Origin of the sequence: Amycolatopsis echigonensis (genome assembly GCF_002846615.1) — a bacterium.
GTDB lineage: Bacteria > Actinomycetota > Actinomycetes > Mycobacteriales > Pseudonocardiaceae > Amycolatopsis > Amycolatopsis echigonensis.
Window position 1 is genome coordinate 3,621,031 of the sequence record NZ_PJMY01000003.1, and the last position, 13,308, is coordinate 3,634,338.

At 68.7% G+C, this 13,308-nt stretch carries 16 protein-coding genes; 6 read left to right on the forward strand and 10 right to left on the reverse strand.

Features of this window, described 5'->3' with window-relative positions; translation table 11 throughout:
* Position 1 precedes the first annotated feature (1 nt).
* From ATK30_RS22075 to ATK30_RS22095, 5 genes are read right to left on the reverse strand one after another with little or no spacing between them, the layout of a single operon-like run.
* Positions 2-745 carry an SDR family NAD(P)-dependent oxidoreductase gene (locus tag ATK30_RS22075; RefSeq protein ID WP_101437221.1) on the reverse strand — a complete coding sequence of 248 codons (744 nt, stop codon included), beginning with the start codon at positions 743-745 and terminating at the stop codon, positions 2-4.
* Entirely contained in the window at positions 742-1,245 is a 504-nt protein-coding gene (locus ATK30_RS22080; RefSeq protein ID WP_101437222.1) for an aromatic-ring-hydroxylating dioxygenase subunit beta, read from the reverse strand. The genes ATK30_RS22075 and ATK30_RS22080 overlap by 4 nt, the downstream gene beginning before the upstream one ends.
* On the reverse strand, positions 1,238-2,509 hold the full coding sequence (locus tag ATK30_RS22085) for an aromatic ring-hydroxylating oxygenase subunit alpha (RefSeq protein ID WP_101437223.1): 1,272 nt from the start codon (positions 2,507-2,509) through the stop codon (positions 1,238-1,240). The genes ATK30_RS22080 and ATK30_RS22085 overlap by 8 nt, the downstream gene beginning before the upstream one ends.
* 12 nt (positions 2,510-2,521) lie before the next feature.
* On the reverse strand, positions 2,522-2,902 hold the full coding sequence (locus ATK30_RS22090) for a hypothetical protein (RefSeq protein WP_037715910.1): 381 nt from the start codon (positions 2,900-2,902) through the stop codon (positions 2,522-2,524).
* A gap of 32 nt (positions 2,903-2,934) precedes the next feature.
* Entirely contained in the window at positions 2,935-4,056 is a 1,122-nt protein-coding gene (locus ATK30_RS22095) for an acyl-CoA dehydrogenase family protein (RefSeq protein ID WP_101437224.1), read from the reverse strand.
* 135 nt (positions 4,057-4,191) lie between these two features.
* Here ATK30_RS22095 and ATK30_RS22100 point away from each other — a divergent pair, with 135 nt between their 5' ends.
* From ATK30_RS22100 to ATK30_RS22115, 4 genes are all read left to right on the forward strand, one after another.
* A complete protein-coding gene (locus tag ATK30_RS22100; protein ID WP_101437225.1) occupies positions 4,192-5,649 on the forward strand; it encodes a PAS domain-containing sensor histidine kinase in 1,458 nt (485 codons plus the stop codon).
* Positions 5,650-5,745: 96 nt separating this feature from the next.
* The gene (locus ATK30_RS22105; RefSeq protein ID WP_101437226.1) at positions 5,746-6,252 is read left to right on the forward strand and encodes a flavin reductase; all 507 of its coding nucleotides are present in this window, start codon (positions 5,746-5,748) and stop codon (positions 6,250-6,252) included.
* Between the two features lie 18 nt (positions 6,253-6,270).
* On the forward strand, positions 6,271-6,519 hold the full coding sequence (locus ATK30_RS22110; protein WP_101440991.1) for a hypothetical protein: 249 nt from the start codon (positions 6,271-6,273) through the stop codon (positions 6,517-6,519).
* Positions 6,516-7,730 carry an amidase gene (locus ATK30_RS22115; RefSeq protein ID WP_167441976.1) on the forward strand — a complete coding sequence of 405 codons (1,215 nt, stop codon included), beginning with the start codon at positions 6,516-6,518 and terminating at the stop codon, positions 7,728-7,730. Before ATK30_RS22110 ends, ATK30_RS22115 begins: the two co-directional genes overlap by 4 nt.
* Here the strand turns inward: ATK30_RS22115 and ATK30_RS22120 are convergent.
* Together ATK30_RS22120 and ATK30_RS22125 are read right to left on the reverse strand one after the other, a co-directional pair.
* Positions 7,720-8,334, reverse strand: coding sequence for a response regulator transcription factor (locus tag ATK30_RS22120; protein WP_009084166.1), 615 nt, complete (start codon positions 8,332-8,334; stop codon positions 7,720-7,722). The two genes, ATK30_RS22115 and ATK30_RS22120, sit on opposite strands and share 11 nt — an antisense overlap.
* Positions 8,331-8,948, reverse strand: coding sequence for a nuclear transport factor 2 family protein (locus ATK30_RS22125; protein WP_208637393.1), 618 nt, complete (start codon positions 8,946-8,948; stop codon positions 8,331-8,333). Before ATK30_RS22125 ends, ATK30_RS22120 begins: the two co-directional genes overlap by 4 nt.
* Positions 8,949-9,377: 429 nt before the next feature.
* Here ATK30_RS22125 and ATK30_RS22130 point away from each other — a divergent pair, with 429 nt between their 5' ends.
* Positions 9,378-9,923, forward strand: a complete 546-nt coding sequence (locus tag ATK30_RS22130; RefSeq protein ID WP_101437228.1) for a TetR/AcrR family transcriptional regulator — start codon at positions 9,378-9,380, stop codon at positions 9,921-9,923.
* Between the two features lie 672 nt (positions 9,924-10,595).
* Here the strand turns inward: ATK30_RS22130 and ATK30_RS22135 are convergent.
* Complete coding sequence (locus tag ATK30_RS22135) at positions 10,596-10,808, reverse strand: hypothetical protein (RefSeq protein ID WP_037354589.1); 213 nt, start codon at positions 10,806-10,808, stop codon at positions 10,596-10,598.
* A gap of 329 nt (positions 10,809-11,137) precedes the next feature.
* Between ATK30_RS22135 and ATK30_RS22140 the strand changes: the two genes are divergently transcribed.
* Positions 11,138-11,692, forward strand: a complete 555-nt coding sequence (locus ATK30_RS22140) for a hypothetical protein (protein WP_101437229.1) — start codon at positions 11,138-11,140, stop codon at positions 11,690-11,692.
* Positions 11,693-11,712: 20 nt separating this feature from the next.
* Here the strand turns inward: ATK30_RS22140 and ATK30_RS22145 are convergent, their stop codons facing one another.
* Entirely contained in the window at positions 11,713-12,537 is an 825-nt protein-coding gene (locus tag ATK30_RS22145; protein WP_101437230.1) for an acyl-CoA thioesterase, read from the reverse strand.
* A gap of 21 nt (positions 12,538-12,558) precedes the next feature.
* Positions 12,559-13,287, reverse strand: a complete 729-nt coding sequence (locus tag ATK30_RS22150) for an alpha/beta fold hydrolase (RefSeq protein WP_101437231.1) — start codon at positions 13,285-13,287, stop codon at positions 12,559-12,561.
* Positions 13,288-13,308: the final 21 nt, after the last annotated feature.

Sequence of the window (13,308 nt, forward strand, 5' to 3'; positions counted from 1 at the left end):
TTCAGCGCAGGTAAAGTCCGCCGTTTGCGTCCCAGCAGGCCCCGGTGACCGAGGCCGCGCCGGGTGAGGCGAGCAGCGACACCATCCGTGCGATGAACGCCGGGTCGCCGAGCCGTCCGACGGGGATGTTCTTCGTGAAGGTTTCGAGGTTGTCCTCGCCGACGATCGACCGCACCATCGGGCTGTCCTGCGGCCCGGGTGACACGGCGTTCACGGTGACCCCGCGCGGCGCGAGTTCCCGCGCGAACACCTTCGTCGCGGACATGATCGCGCCCTTGGACGACGCGTAGTGCCCGCCGGTCGCCGTGCCGCCGTTCTGTCCGGCCAGCGACGCCATGTTCACGATCCGCCCGTAACCCCGCTCGGCGAAGTACGCGCCGAAGATCTGGCAGGCGGTGAACGTGCCAGTGAAGTTGACCGCGAGGACCGCGTCGAGGTCTTCCGGCGTGATCTCCATCAGCGGCCGCGCCTGCGTGCGGGCCGCGTTGTTGACCAGCACCTGGACACTGCCGAAATCGCGGAGGACGTCGTCCTTCAGTTGCGCGAGCGCCGCTCGATCCCGCACGTCGACTGTGTACCCGTGGCAGTTGCGAAGGCTTGCGGCCAGTTTTTCGGCCGCTTCGCCGTCGACGTCCGCGATCGCGACGCGGTACCCCTCGGCGTGCAACTGTCGGACGATCGCTTCCCCGAGACCGTTCGCGCCGCCGGTGACCACGGCGACGCGCGGCTCCGCTGGCGCGCTCACAGCAGGAATCCCGCGGCCGGAACGGCGTCGTCGCTGTTGACCAGCCGGACGACCTTCAACGCGATCCGGTCGCCTTCGGGACCTTCCGGCGAGAACCGGATGCGGTGCACCAGATCCGCCGCCCACAGGTCGTGGTTGCCGCGCTTGTAGGCGACCAGGATCTGTGCCGAACGCAGCACGACTTCTTCGTCCGTAACGGATTCCGGCACGAACCGCGACACCGTGCGCACGGTGCGAGCGGAATCGACGGCGGCGAGCGCGTAGCCCTCGGTCATCCGCGCGACGCGCATCTGCCGCATCCGCGCGTCGTCGTAGACCATGTTCAGCGAGCCGGCGAAATCGTCGGTTTCCCGGTCGATCGGGATGACGTAAATACCGTCCTCGGTGAACAGTTTTTCCCACGCGTGGTACTCGGGGCGGTCCAGAAGTTCCGCCTCGCGGTTGACGAGGTCGACGGCGCGCGCGACCCGGGTGTCGGTGGTGGGGATGGTTTCAGTCATCGCCCATCATCTCCTTCCACTGGGCGTACGCGGCGCGCATGCCGGTTTCGTCGGTGACGTGCGAGGTCGGCCAGCCTTCGGGGCTCGCCTTTTCCCGCGCCAGCCCGCGGTTGACCAGAATCGGCAGGTCCGGGCCGCCGTGCGCACCGCGCTGCACGCGGTCCCAGCCCTCGGCGTCGTCGGGCGTGCCGAAGCCGAACGGGCCCTGGAAGTGTTCGTGGATGCGCATTCGTTCGCGGTTCACCACGTCCAGCCCCGGCGGTCCGTCGGGGCCGATCGCAACGTGTTCGATCAAGGTTTCGTTGACCGAAATCGGCCGCAGCACCCGGAAAAACGCCGCGGACATCGAAACGTTCGGGAACAGGTTGAGGTTGAACCCGGTGCCGTGCATGGCCCGGACGACCTTGCGCACCTGCGCCTCGTCCAGCGTCTTCGAAAGCTTCGCCACGACGTGGTCGAACCGGGCCTGCAGCGGTTCGGTGCCGTCGTCGACGTCCAGATCGGAGTGCTCCGGCACCATCTGCATGACGCTGTGGCCGTTGCCGAGCGCGTGCGTGATCGCCGACGGGTCGGTCATGAACGACATCATGTCGGCGGTTTCCGCGTCCACCGAAGCCATCCACGACCGGTGCACGATCGGGAAGTGGTAACCGTCGGTGGTGTTCTCCAGCTGGATTTTCCAGTTGCCGCGGAATGTGAACTGGTGCTTGCCCAGCACCTTGATCGGGTAGCCGCCGCCCTGCTTCATGAAACGGTCGATCCACAGTTTCGCGTCACCGAGGAAGTCCTCAAGCGATTCGCCGTCCTCAGCGAAGGTCGCGAAAATCATGCCGCCGTACGATTCGGTGCGGAGTTTCTTCAGCGACAGCTCGCCCTTTTCCAGCACGCCTTCGTAGCCGTCCGGGTAGGGGATGCCGCGAAGCTTGCCGTCGAGGCCGTAACTCCAGGCGTGGTACGGGCAGGTGAAGCCGTTGGCCTTGCCGCTCGGCTTCTCGCACAGGCTCGCGCCGCGGTGGCGGCAGCGGTTGAGCATCGTGTGCAGCGTGCCCTTGCGGTCCCGCGTCACGATTACCGGCTGGCGGCCGACATAAGTGGACTTGAAGTTCCCCGGCTGGGCCAATTCGCTTTCGTGCGCGACCCACACCCACGAACGCTCGAAAATCTGCGTCATCTCGCGTTCGAAGATTTCCGGGTCGGTGTAAAGCCGGGCGGCGACGCGGTCGCTTTCGGCGAAATCGGCGGGAACGCTGGCGTTCTCAGTCATCAGGTCTCCGGTTCAGTCGGGCAGTTCGACGTCTTCGCGGACGGTCAGCGGACGGCCGATCCGGGCTTCGATCTTGGCGAAGCGCCACAGCTTGACGCCATTGCTGCCGACCTCCGTGGTGCGCAGCAGGTTGCAGCCAGCCTTGACGGTTTCCTGGCTGTCGGCGTCGGCGAGGATGTAACAGGTCCACGGCCAGCCGTCGGACGGGCCGACCATGTGCGCGTCATCGTCGATATCGCCGATGAAAGTGATGCCCGGCAACGCTTTCAGCTGGTCCATCATGGACACGAAGGCCTGCCAGACGTCGCCGATGGTGATGCCGTCGGCGGGCAGGTCGAAGAAGTTCTGGTTGATGCCGATGCAGAAAAGCACCCGCAGGGGCTGCGTGCTCACAGTCGGAGACTCCTCGTCGTGGTGGTGGCTGGTCAGCGGAATCCGGGGCTGGTCGGCGGCTGTCCCATGAGGACCGCACCCGCGGCGTCGTGGATGGCCGGGCCCAGGAACGCATGCTGCTTGGGTACCAGTGCGTCGCCCTGAAGTCCACGCAGCGGATGGGTCGAGTAGATCGGCGCGGTGCCGGAAATCTCGACGAGTTTCGACACGACCTCGGACGCAGTCTTCGCCAGGTGCGCGGACGAAAGCCGCAACTGGGCGTTCTGCTCGTCGGTGGCTTCGTCGCCGGAGACGACGGTGTCCCAGACCTCGTGGCTGACCTCGTAGAACCAGGCGCGAGCGGACCGCAGCGCGGCTTCGGCGTCTGCGTACCCGGTGCGGTAATAGCCGCGGTCGGCGAGCTTCGGCGCACCGGTGACACCGGTGTAGCCAGCGCCGACCTCGCGGGCGTGGTCGAGAGCGGCGCGCGCGACGCCCGCGCCGACGATGGCGAGAACCTGTGCGGCGTAAGCGATGGTGGGGTAGCGGTAGAGCGGTTCGTCCACCGTGGGCGCGCCGCCGCGGATGAACGTCCACTCGCGCGGGACCTCGACGTCGCGCACGACCAGGTCGAACGAACCGGTGCCGCGCATGCCGACGACGTCCCAGTCCTGGACGATTTCGACCTGCTCGGGCCGCAGCAGCGCGGTGCGCGGTTTTCCGCCGGTCGATTCGTCTCCGGGGATGCCGACGCCGAGGATGTCCGCGCCCATGCAGCCGCTGGCGAACTTCCACCGGCCGTCCACGCGGAAGCCGGTTTCGGTCGCCGGGGCGGGCTGGACCGGGAAGAGACCGCCGGCGAACGCGACGTCCGGACCGTCCTTGTACAGCTCGGCCTGCGTGTCCAGCGGGAGCGCGGCGAGGTAGATCAGCGACGAGCCGAAGCTGGCGACCCAGCCGGTCGAACCGTCCACTGTGGAAATCCGCTCGATCAGGCGGAGGAATTCGGCGGGCGGAAGCGGGTTGCCGCCGAACTTCGCCGGAGTGCTGGCCCGGTAGACGCCGAGCTGCTTGAGCCGGTCGACGAAGTCGCGCGGAACGTAGCGTTGCTGCTGGAACTCGTCCTTGCGCTGGGCGAGCTCGGCGAGCACCTCCTCCATGGTGACTTCGCTCATCGCTGCTCCTCAGAATGCCGGTGCGGTCGCTCCGACGGTACGAACCCCGCCGCCGCGCGGGAATTGGTAGTGCCTGAGCGGGCGTAGGGGATTTCTTCAGTGCGAGCCGCCAGCCAGGGGCTTTACGCTGAGCCGATGGAGGCAGACCCGCGCGCGCCCGAGCTGACGACGCACGATTTCGTCGCGATGCTCAACGCGAGCCGCACGTGCGTGCTCGTGCACGACGGCGCGACGAAGAACATCCTGTGGGCCAATCCGGCTGCCTGCGAGATGCTCGAGTGGAGCGTCACCGAGCTGCGGCCGTTGAAGGCGAACCACATGAGCAGCTCCGCGCAGCAGTACGACCGGGTGATCGGGCGGGCGTGGCTGCAGGAGGCGGTCGACAAGGGCGTCAGCCGGATCGAATGGCACTACCGCACGAAATCCGGCCGGGTCATTCCGACGGACGCGGTGGCGACCCGGGTCGAGCTGGCCCAGGGCCCGGCGGTGATGGTGCAGTTCCGCGACATCGAACGCGAGCAGGAAATCGAGCGTGAGCTGCGGTTGACCACGTCCTGGGTCGACGCGCTGGCCCGGCAGACGTCGGCGGTCGCGTTGATGCTCGACGGTTCGGGCGAGCTGCGGTTCGCCACGGACTCCGCGGTCGCGCTGTTCGGCGCGACGCCCGACGAGCCGCTCGGCCGCCTGACCGATTACGCCGGTCTGCGCCTCGAAGACCGTCCGGCCACCTGGGACGAGGTCCGCGAACGAGCGACGCCTGCCACCCAGGTGCGACTGGAAATCCAGGGTCGCGTGTGGCTGGAAGGCAGCGTCGAACGGCTTCGAGAGCCTGGTGGAGACGCGTTTCTGCTGCTGCTCCACGACGTGTCCGAACGCGTGCGCGGCGAGGTCCGGCGCGAGCGGGAGCTGCACCGGGAGAACTACCTGGCCCGCTACACCGCGATGGGCGACATGGCGATGGCGATCGCGCACGAGCTGAGCCAGCCGCTCGCCGCGGCAGGCAACTTCCTGGCCGGTGTCCGGTCGCGGACGCTCGATGCCGCACCGGTCGTGTACGGCATCGACAGCGCCGTCCGGCAGATCGAACGGGCGAGCCAGATCGTGGCGTCCGTGCGGGCGTTCGTGGGGCATCTGGAGCACGTGGAGCAGGTCGCCGACCTCAACGAGATCGTCGAGGAATGCCTGTATTTCGTGCGGTTGCGAGCCGAACCGGCCGCGATCGAGGTGACGTTCGACCGGTCCGCGGACGCGGTTCCGGTGCACTGCGAACGCGTGCTGACCGGCCAGGTCGTGCTGAACCTGTGCTTCAACGCGATCGAGGAAATGGCGCAGTGCCCGCCGCAGCGGCGCAGCCTCGTGCTCACCACGCGCCGCGACGGTGACACCGGCGTGGTCACCGTGGACGATCGCGGCCGCGGCTTCCCGCGCAACCCGTTCGACGAGTCGTTCACCGCGAAGGAGCGCGGCAGCGGCATCGGACTGGCGCTGAGCCACCGCATCATCACCCGCCAGCACGGGACGATCTGGGCCGAACACCGCGCCGGCGGCGGTTCGCGCTTCGGCTTCGCACTGCCCGCGACCGGCCCGGGTTAGGAATTCTTCAGCTGTGCCGGGGAAGTTCTCGATATCGCGCGACCGGTGCGGCTTTGTACGGTCGGGACAGCCCCGGCCCCAGTACTAGGAGGCACCGTGTCCGAGCTGACCCGGACCCAGCGCGAATTCCGCACCGCGATGGCCAACCTCTCCGCGGCCGTCAACGTCGTGACCACCGCAGGCCCGCACGGCCTCGCGGGGATGACGGTGAGCGCCGCCTGCTCGGTCACCGACAGCCCGCCGACCGTGCTCGTGTGCGTCAACCGGTCGAGCCGGTCGCACGCGATCCTGGTCGGCAACGGCCGGGTCTGCGTCAACGTCCTCGGCCCCGGCCAGGAGGACCTGGCCATGCACTTCGCCGGCGCGACGAAGGTGCCGACCGCCGAACGCTTCGACCAGGACTGCTGGGACCTCGACAGCGAGGACGCCCCGGTCCTGCGCGGCGCGGCCGCGTCGCTGGTCGGCCGGATCGTCGCCGAACAGGAACACGGGTCGCATTCGGTGCTGTTCGTGGAGATCGAGAAGGTGCTGACCGCGCCGGACACCGGTGCCTTGGTGTACTTCCAGCGCCGTTTCCACCGGCTTACCGCACTCAGCGCCTGAGGAGAACCCGTGGAACGGATGACCCTGACCTGCTACAACGACACGCACGGCTACGGCTGGCGGCACGTCGACCTCTTCGTGCACGACGAGCACGGCCGCGAGCTGGACTGGGTGCACTGGCAGGCCCCGGCCGACGGGCCGGACGCCGCCGACGAGGCCACCGCCCGCGTCGAACCGCTGCTGCGCCGGACGTCCGAGTGGCGGCACGCGGTCAGCGCCAGCGGCATGGACTACTGGACCGCCGACGCCGCCTGGACCCAGCCGTGACCGGCCCGTGGTCGCTGCGCGCCCTGGTCGCCGATCTCGCCGCCGGCCGGACAACGCCGGAAGCCGCCGTGGCGGAGGCCCGCTCGCGAATCGCTGCGGCTTCTTTCAACGCTTGGGTTTCGTCTGCTTACGTGCCTGCCTCGGCAGGTCCGCTCGGCGGGGTTCCGTTGGGCGTCAAGGACATCATCGACTTGGCCGGGCTTCCGACCCGCTGCGGCTCGGTGTTGCGTGCGGACGCTTCACCGGCCACTGTGGACGCTTCGATCGTCCGCGAATGGCGGCGGGCCGGTGCGGTGCCGATCGGCAAGACGGTCACCACGGAATTCGCTTTCTTCGCGCCCGGTCCCACGGATAACCCCGCTGCGCCTGGCCACACGCCCGGCGGTTCCTCCAGCGGTTCCGCCGCCGCCGTTGCCGCTGGACACGTCCCGTTGGCGCTCGGGTCCCAAACCGCAGGTTCGGTCACGCGACCGGCCGCGTTCTGCGGAGTCGCCTCGCTGGTCATGAGCAGGGGCCGGTTCCCGGTCGACGGCGTCACCGGCCTGAGCCCGAGCCTGGACAGCCACGGCATGTTCACCGCGACGGTTTCCGATCTGGCCTTGGCCTGGTCCGCGCTGTCCGGTGAGCCGGAGGTCGAGGCTTCGGTACCGCGATTGCTGGTGTGGTCTTCGCCGGACGTGAGCCCAGCCATGGAGAAGGCGCTTCGTACCGCGGTTTCTCAGCTGCGAGCTGACGGTGCCGTGGTCGACGAATTCCCGGATCCGGCACTGGTCGCTGCTTTGACTGCCGCGCATCCCGTGGTGATGGCCTACGAAGCGGCGCGGGAACGTTCCGTTGAGCTTGCTTCCGCGGACCGGCTCAGCGACCCGCTGGCGCAACTGCTGCGTACCGGTGCGGAGATGCCGCGCGCGGAATACGAGGCCGCACTGGACGTCGTCACTTCCGGTGGTTCGCGACTCGCCGAGATCGTGACCGGCTACGACGCCGTCCTCACCCCAGCCGCGCTCGGTTCGGCCCCTTCCGGCCTGGCCGCGACCGGAGACCCGGTGCTCAGCCGCCCGTGGCAGGCGCTGGGCCTGCCGGTCATCGCCGTGCCTGGACTGCGCGACGCGGCGGGATTGCCGCTGGGATTGCAGCTCGTCGGCAGTGCCTCCGGTGAAGCTGCCCTGCTGGGCACCGGCCGCTGGGTGGAGACCGCGCTCAAACGGTGACGCGATGGGTGAGGATGTCGCGGACGAGTGTCCCCAGGCTGTCCGCCGACGTCTTCGCCTTGATCCGCGCCCGATGCACATCGACGGTTTTGACGCTGGTGCCCAGCCGGTGCGCGATCGCCTGGCTGGGCATTCCGTCGACCACCAGTCGCAGCACCTCACGCTCGCGCTGCGTCAGCGTGTCGAGCCGAGCCCGGACCGCCTGCCGTTCCGCATGCTCCGCGAACCGTCGGCGGGCCTCGATGAGCTGCGTCTGGACCACCTCGACCATGCGCTGGGCCTGGTACGGCTTCTCCAGGAAATCGACCGCCCCCGCGGTGAGCGCACGGACCGACATCGGAATGTCGCCGTGCGCGGAACAGAAAATGAGCGGAGCCGGACAGTCGATTTCCGCGAGCTTTTCCTGCAGCTGAAAACCGCTGATCGCGGGCATGCGGACGTCGACGATCACGACCGCGGGCTCGGCAGGATCGAACTCGTCGAGGAACGTCTGGGCGTCCGGGTACGTCAGCGCCTGCACGCCGACGCTCTCCAGCAGGAACACCAGGGACTGCCGGAGGTCCTCGTCGTCGTCCACCACGTGCACGACCGGGTCGTCGCTCATGGCTTCATCAGCACCGAGGCCGAGGGATAGTCGCTGGCCCAGCCTTCCGGCAGCGGGGCGATGAAGACGTTTTCGGTGCGAGTGCGGGTGATCCGCCAGGTGTCGCCTACGCGGCGGAACGCGTTGTTCAACCGGCTGGACCGCAGGAGCGCTTTCCCGTCGGAGAACAGCCACGGTTGCATGTGGATCCATTGCCCGGTGGCCTCGTCACCGTCGACGTGAATCTGCTCGGAGGTGAGGTAATGCGCGTTGAGCAGAAGCGCGGGGTCCCTTTTCTCGCCCCAGAACCGTTGAAAATGCGCCCGGATAGCGGCGGCGCCTTCCGCCCGCCCGAACTGCCCGTCGTAGTACTCGCCGACGCCCTCCCAGACCGCGTCGTCGGTGTAGAGCTCCATGATGAGGTCGATCCGCTCGTCGTCGCCCGCGACGCCGAACTCCGGGCACGGCGTATCGCAGAGGAACATGTAGCGCGCCTGCACCCGGCGGATCTCCGCCTCGGCCTCGAGCACCCCGACCCGCCGAACCAGCCCCGCGACGGTCTCCTCCAGCGCGGCCACCCGCCGGTCCTGGCTGTCGTCTGCCGGGTCGGACGGTGCGCGGTGCTCGAGAGACATCGTTTTCCTCACCAGAGAAGTCGGGACGAGTGCCGGGTAGGCCTTTCGGTGCGGTTTTCGGCTCGTTGACAGGGTAACCGGACCGCTCCGGGCATGGGCAGCTTGTGACCAGCCTCTGCTGGGGCTGGAAGGGTTGTCAATCGAATCGGCGAGTTATGCGTGGCGTGTTTCAACCCGGTGGCGGTGGTTATCAATGGCCGGGGTTGCTTGCCGGACAACGCGTTGGGTCGATGGTCGTGCCGGGAGCGGCGTTGGGGTGGTCGGCGTGGGCACGGCCGGGAACGCCGCTCTCCTCGCTTGGTGCTGCTGTGCCCGCTCGAGGCTGACCTGGGTCACTGGCGGGCGTGCCGGGCCGCAGATTATGCAGCTCTCGCCCGGTCCGCGATACCGTTGCGGTATGCGCGTTTCCACAAGTACCGGTCGGCGGCGATGAGCGCGGCTCAGCGGGCGGACGCCCGGGAGAACCGGGAGCGGATCGTCGAGATCGCCCGCGAGGCGATCGCCGGTTCCGGGGAGTTGCGGCTGAACGCGGTGGCCAAGTCGGCGGGGGTCGGGCAGGGAACGCTCTACCGGCACTTCCCGACGCGTGAGGACCTGCTTGCCGAGGTGTACCGGCAGGAGGTGGAGGACCTGGTCGCGCTGGCCCCGGAACTGCTGGCCGCCCACGATCCGGTCGAGGCGCTGTCCCGCTGGTTCGACCGGATCGCCGAATACGCGCGAGTCAAGCGCGGCGTCTTCGCGGCACTGGAAACCGCGGTGTGGAAAGGCCTGTCCGAAGAAAGCCACGGCCCGCTCGGCGACGCCATCACCCTCCTGCTCGACGCCGGAAAGGCTGACGGAACCATCCGCGGTGACATCGACGCGCGCGACTTCTTCATCTTGTCGGGTTACCTGACCCGCCTGGAGGAGGACGAGTGGGATTCCCGCGCGCGGCACCTCCTGGACGTCCTGCTGCGGGGAGTCCTTTCCCGCTGACCAGGCCCGGGTTTGTCGCATTGAGCGGATGGCCCCGGTGGACGCTCTTCTTCCTGCCTAACTGAAGGACCGGCGCGGACGAGCTTTGCTTACGAGGCAACGGATTCCCCACCCGTGGCTGGCGACGATCGCGACATGGTTACTGGGCCGCGCCAGCGTGTGCAGCAGTCAGCACACAGCGATGCACCGCGCTGATGCAGTTAGGCGTTGCGCAGGGCGGATGCGATGGCGGCTGCGCGGCGCGGTTGTTCGACCGGCAGACGCGGTGTGGTCCGGCCGTCGCACCAATGTGGACTGGCAACTTCGGCGTCGAAGAGCCGAAGACCGCGCTACGGCATGCGTGCTGGAGCGGAGAAGTCTTACCACCGCGACGCGATCACGCGAAGTGCTTGGGTGCCCCGACTGTGATGAGTGTGCGGCCGTGAGCAGGCGAGTTGGGCACGGCGAATCCGCTCCGCGGAACGTCGCACCGGACTGACGACCATCGTCGGACAGCCGTGGCGTGGTGGGCGCAGGGCGGCAAGCCTGCTGAAAAGACAAGGAATTCAGCGCGAGATCCGACCGAAGGCCGAAGCGCCGGATGCGGTGTCCATATAGGACGGGCCGCTCGCGGGTGCGCGGCCGGCCCGGTCCCCCAGATTTCCCCAGTGGTGGTGCTGTCGATGTGGCGGCTCAGGAGGCGACGGCCAGGCGGACCCGGCGGTCGCGGGCGTACGAGACCAGCTCGCGGACCTCGTCGGTGGTGATGATGCGGACGGCGTCTTCCAGGATCTCGGCCGTGGCCACCTGCAGCGGCCAGGAACGCAGGCCAGGAGCGGGTTCGTGCCAGAACCACTGGCCCTGGGCGAGATCTTCGGCGGCGACGGTGGGTTCGTCGGTGTTCATGCCTGCAGCCTAACTGGCACCACCGACAGAAAATCGCTCTACCGGACATCCCGGGAAGGCCCCTCCGGAAGCGGAAGAAATGAACGCGGGTTCGGGGAAAGTTCGTGCTGGTCATGAGGATGTGAGCGGACTGACGGGTGGCGTGGGTCACGCGGTCTTCCCCGGTTGACCGGAGGTTCGGAGGCCGGGTGCGAAAGTAGAGAGGCCGGTGATCTGGTCCCGCCGAGCGGCGGGTTCCGGCGGATTTTGCACGGCCGGGCGGCCTGCCCTAGGCTTCGCCGGTCACCGCGCACACACCGGGGGTTTCCGGGATGAGAGGAACGGTGCGAATGGCTTTGCGCGACCCCGAGGCGTACCGCGATATCGATCTGCCGACGATTCTCCGGATGGAGCGGCGGCTTCCCCTGTACGGCTGGCCGCACCTGCCGCTGGGGCTGCTGGTCTGCGTGGCCGCGATCCTCGCCGCCTACCGGGTGCCGGTTTCGTATCACCTGACGACCGCGCTGGTCGCGGGCGGCGGCGTGGTCGGCGGTTTTTCCGGTTACGGCTGCGGGCTGGTCATGGTCAGCACGCCGGATCTGGTCCAGACCGGCTACCTGAACTGGCGGCGCACCCGGGCGCTGCGGGCGTTGCTCATCGTGCTGGGCGGATTGTCCGCGGCCTCGATGGTGGTCGTGGTCGCATGCCACATTTCGTTGCTGGCCGGTGCTTCCGACCAGCACCCGTTCCGGCTTTCGGTGCAGGCCGGGTTGTACCTGGTGCTCGTGGTCGCCAACACCGTTCTCGCCGGGCTCGAGGCGTGGCAGCTGTCGAAGGTGCTGCGCGAGCCAGTTGCCAAGACTGCCGCGGAGCCGGTCGGGCCGGTGCGCGTCCGGCTCGGCTGAACTGTCTACATCGGACTGAGTCAGCGCCTGCGCAGCAGTACTTCTTGCGTCACTGAGGCGACGAGCCGCCCGTCGGTGGTGAAGAATTCGCCGTGGGTCAACCCCCGGGTGCTCGCGTAGCTGGGGCTTTCCATGTCGAAAAGCAGCCATTCGTCCGCGCGGAACGGGCGGTGGAACCACACCGCGTGGTCCAGCGACGTCAGCTGCGGCTCGCCCGGGTCATCGCGGTGGGGCAGCAGGGCAGTGCCCGCCAGGCGGATGTCGGAGATGTAAGTGAGCGCGCAAACGTGCGCCAGCGGGGCGTCCGGCAGCGCGTCCTTCGCCCGCACCCAGATCTGCTGACGCGGACCGCGGCCGGTGTCGGGCAGGCCGGTTTCCGGGTTGCTGACGAAGCGGACTTCGATGGCGGACAGAACGATCGGCGAGCGGTCCTGCTCGACGACGCCCGCTTCGTCCGGGGCCGGGACGTCCGGCATCCGCGCCTGGTGCGCACTGCTTTCCGCCTCGGTCTGGAACGACGCGGACAGGCTGAAAATGCTCTCGCCGTTCTGGATCGCGACGACCCGGCGCGTGGTGAACGAACCGCCGTCACGGGTGCGTTCGACCTCGTAGATGATCGGCATGTCGGTGCGGCCGCCCCGGATGAAATAGCCGTGCAGCGAGTGCACGCGCCGCGCGGCGGGCACGGTCGCGCCGGCCGCGGTGAGCGCCTGCGCCGCGACCTGACCGCCGAACGCTCGCTGCGGCGAACCCTGGTGGCACCAGCCGCGGAACAGGTTCAGCTCGAGCGGTTCGAGCTTCAGCAGCTGGTCTAGCCCGGTCCGGGTCGGATCGATCGTCGTCACCCGGTCAGTCTAAGCGCTTGCTCAGTCGGCCCGCGGGGTGAGCAGTGCCGCTACCGCGGCCGGGTCCTCAACGTGCGCGTTGTGCCCGAGCCCGGCCAGGACCACTGCCTCGGGAACGAGAGAGCGCAGCTGCTCGGGACGGCACATCGGGTCGTTTTCGCCGGTGGCGAGCACCACAGGGCAGCGCGCGGCGGCCAGCAGGCCCGGCATGTCCGGACGGCCGACGCCGAAGACGGGCGGGTCCAGGGCCAGCCGCCAGCCGCCCGCGGTTTCGGTCACACCGTCCGGGTCGGCCGGAGCCAGACCGGTCAGCCCGGCGACCCTCAGATAGGCGGTCTCGGCCTCCTCTCGGGTGTCGAACAGTCGCGGCGGGCGAGCTGCCATCGCGGCGGCCCGGGCCAGGTCGTCATCGCTCCACTCCACCTTGATGCCCACCGCCAGCACGCTCCTGACGTCGAGCCCGTAGCGGCCGCTCGCCAGCTCCAGCGCGACGACACCGCCGAGCGAATGGCCGAGCACGGCGACCGGACCGGGCTCGGCCAGCGCATCGGCGACCGCGGCCGCGAGCGCCTCGAACGTGTACTCGGGCAGCCGCGGCGAGCCGCCGTGCCCGGGCAGATCCGGCGCGAGCAGCCGCCGGTCGAGCTGGCTGGTGAGGCCGTCCCAGACCGCGCCGGTCGCGCCGAGCCCGTGCAGCAGCAGGACCGGTGGTTCGCCTTGTCCGGTGACGCGCAGCTTCAGCTTTTCCACCGGACGGATCTTTCCGCAGGC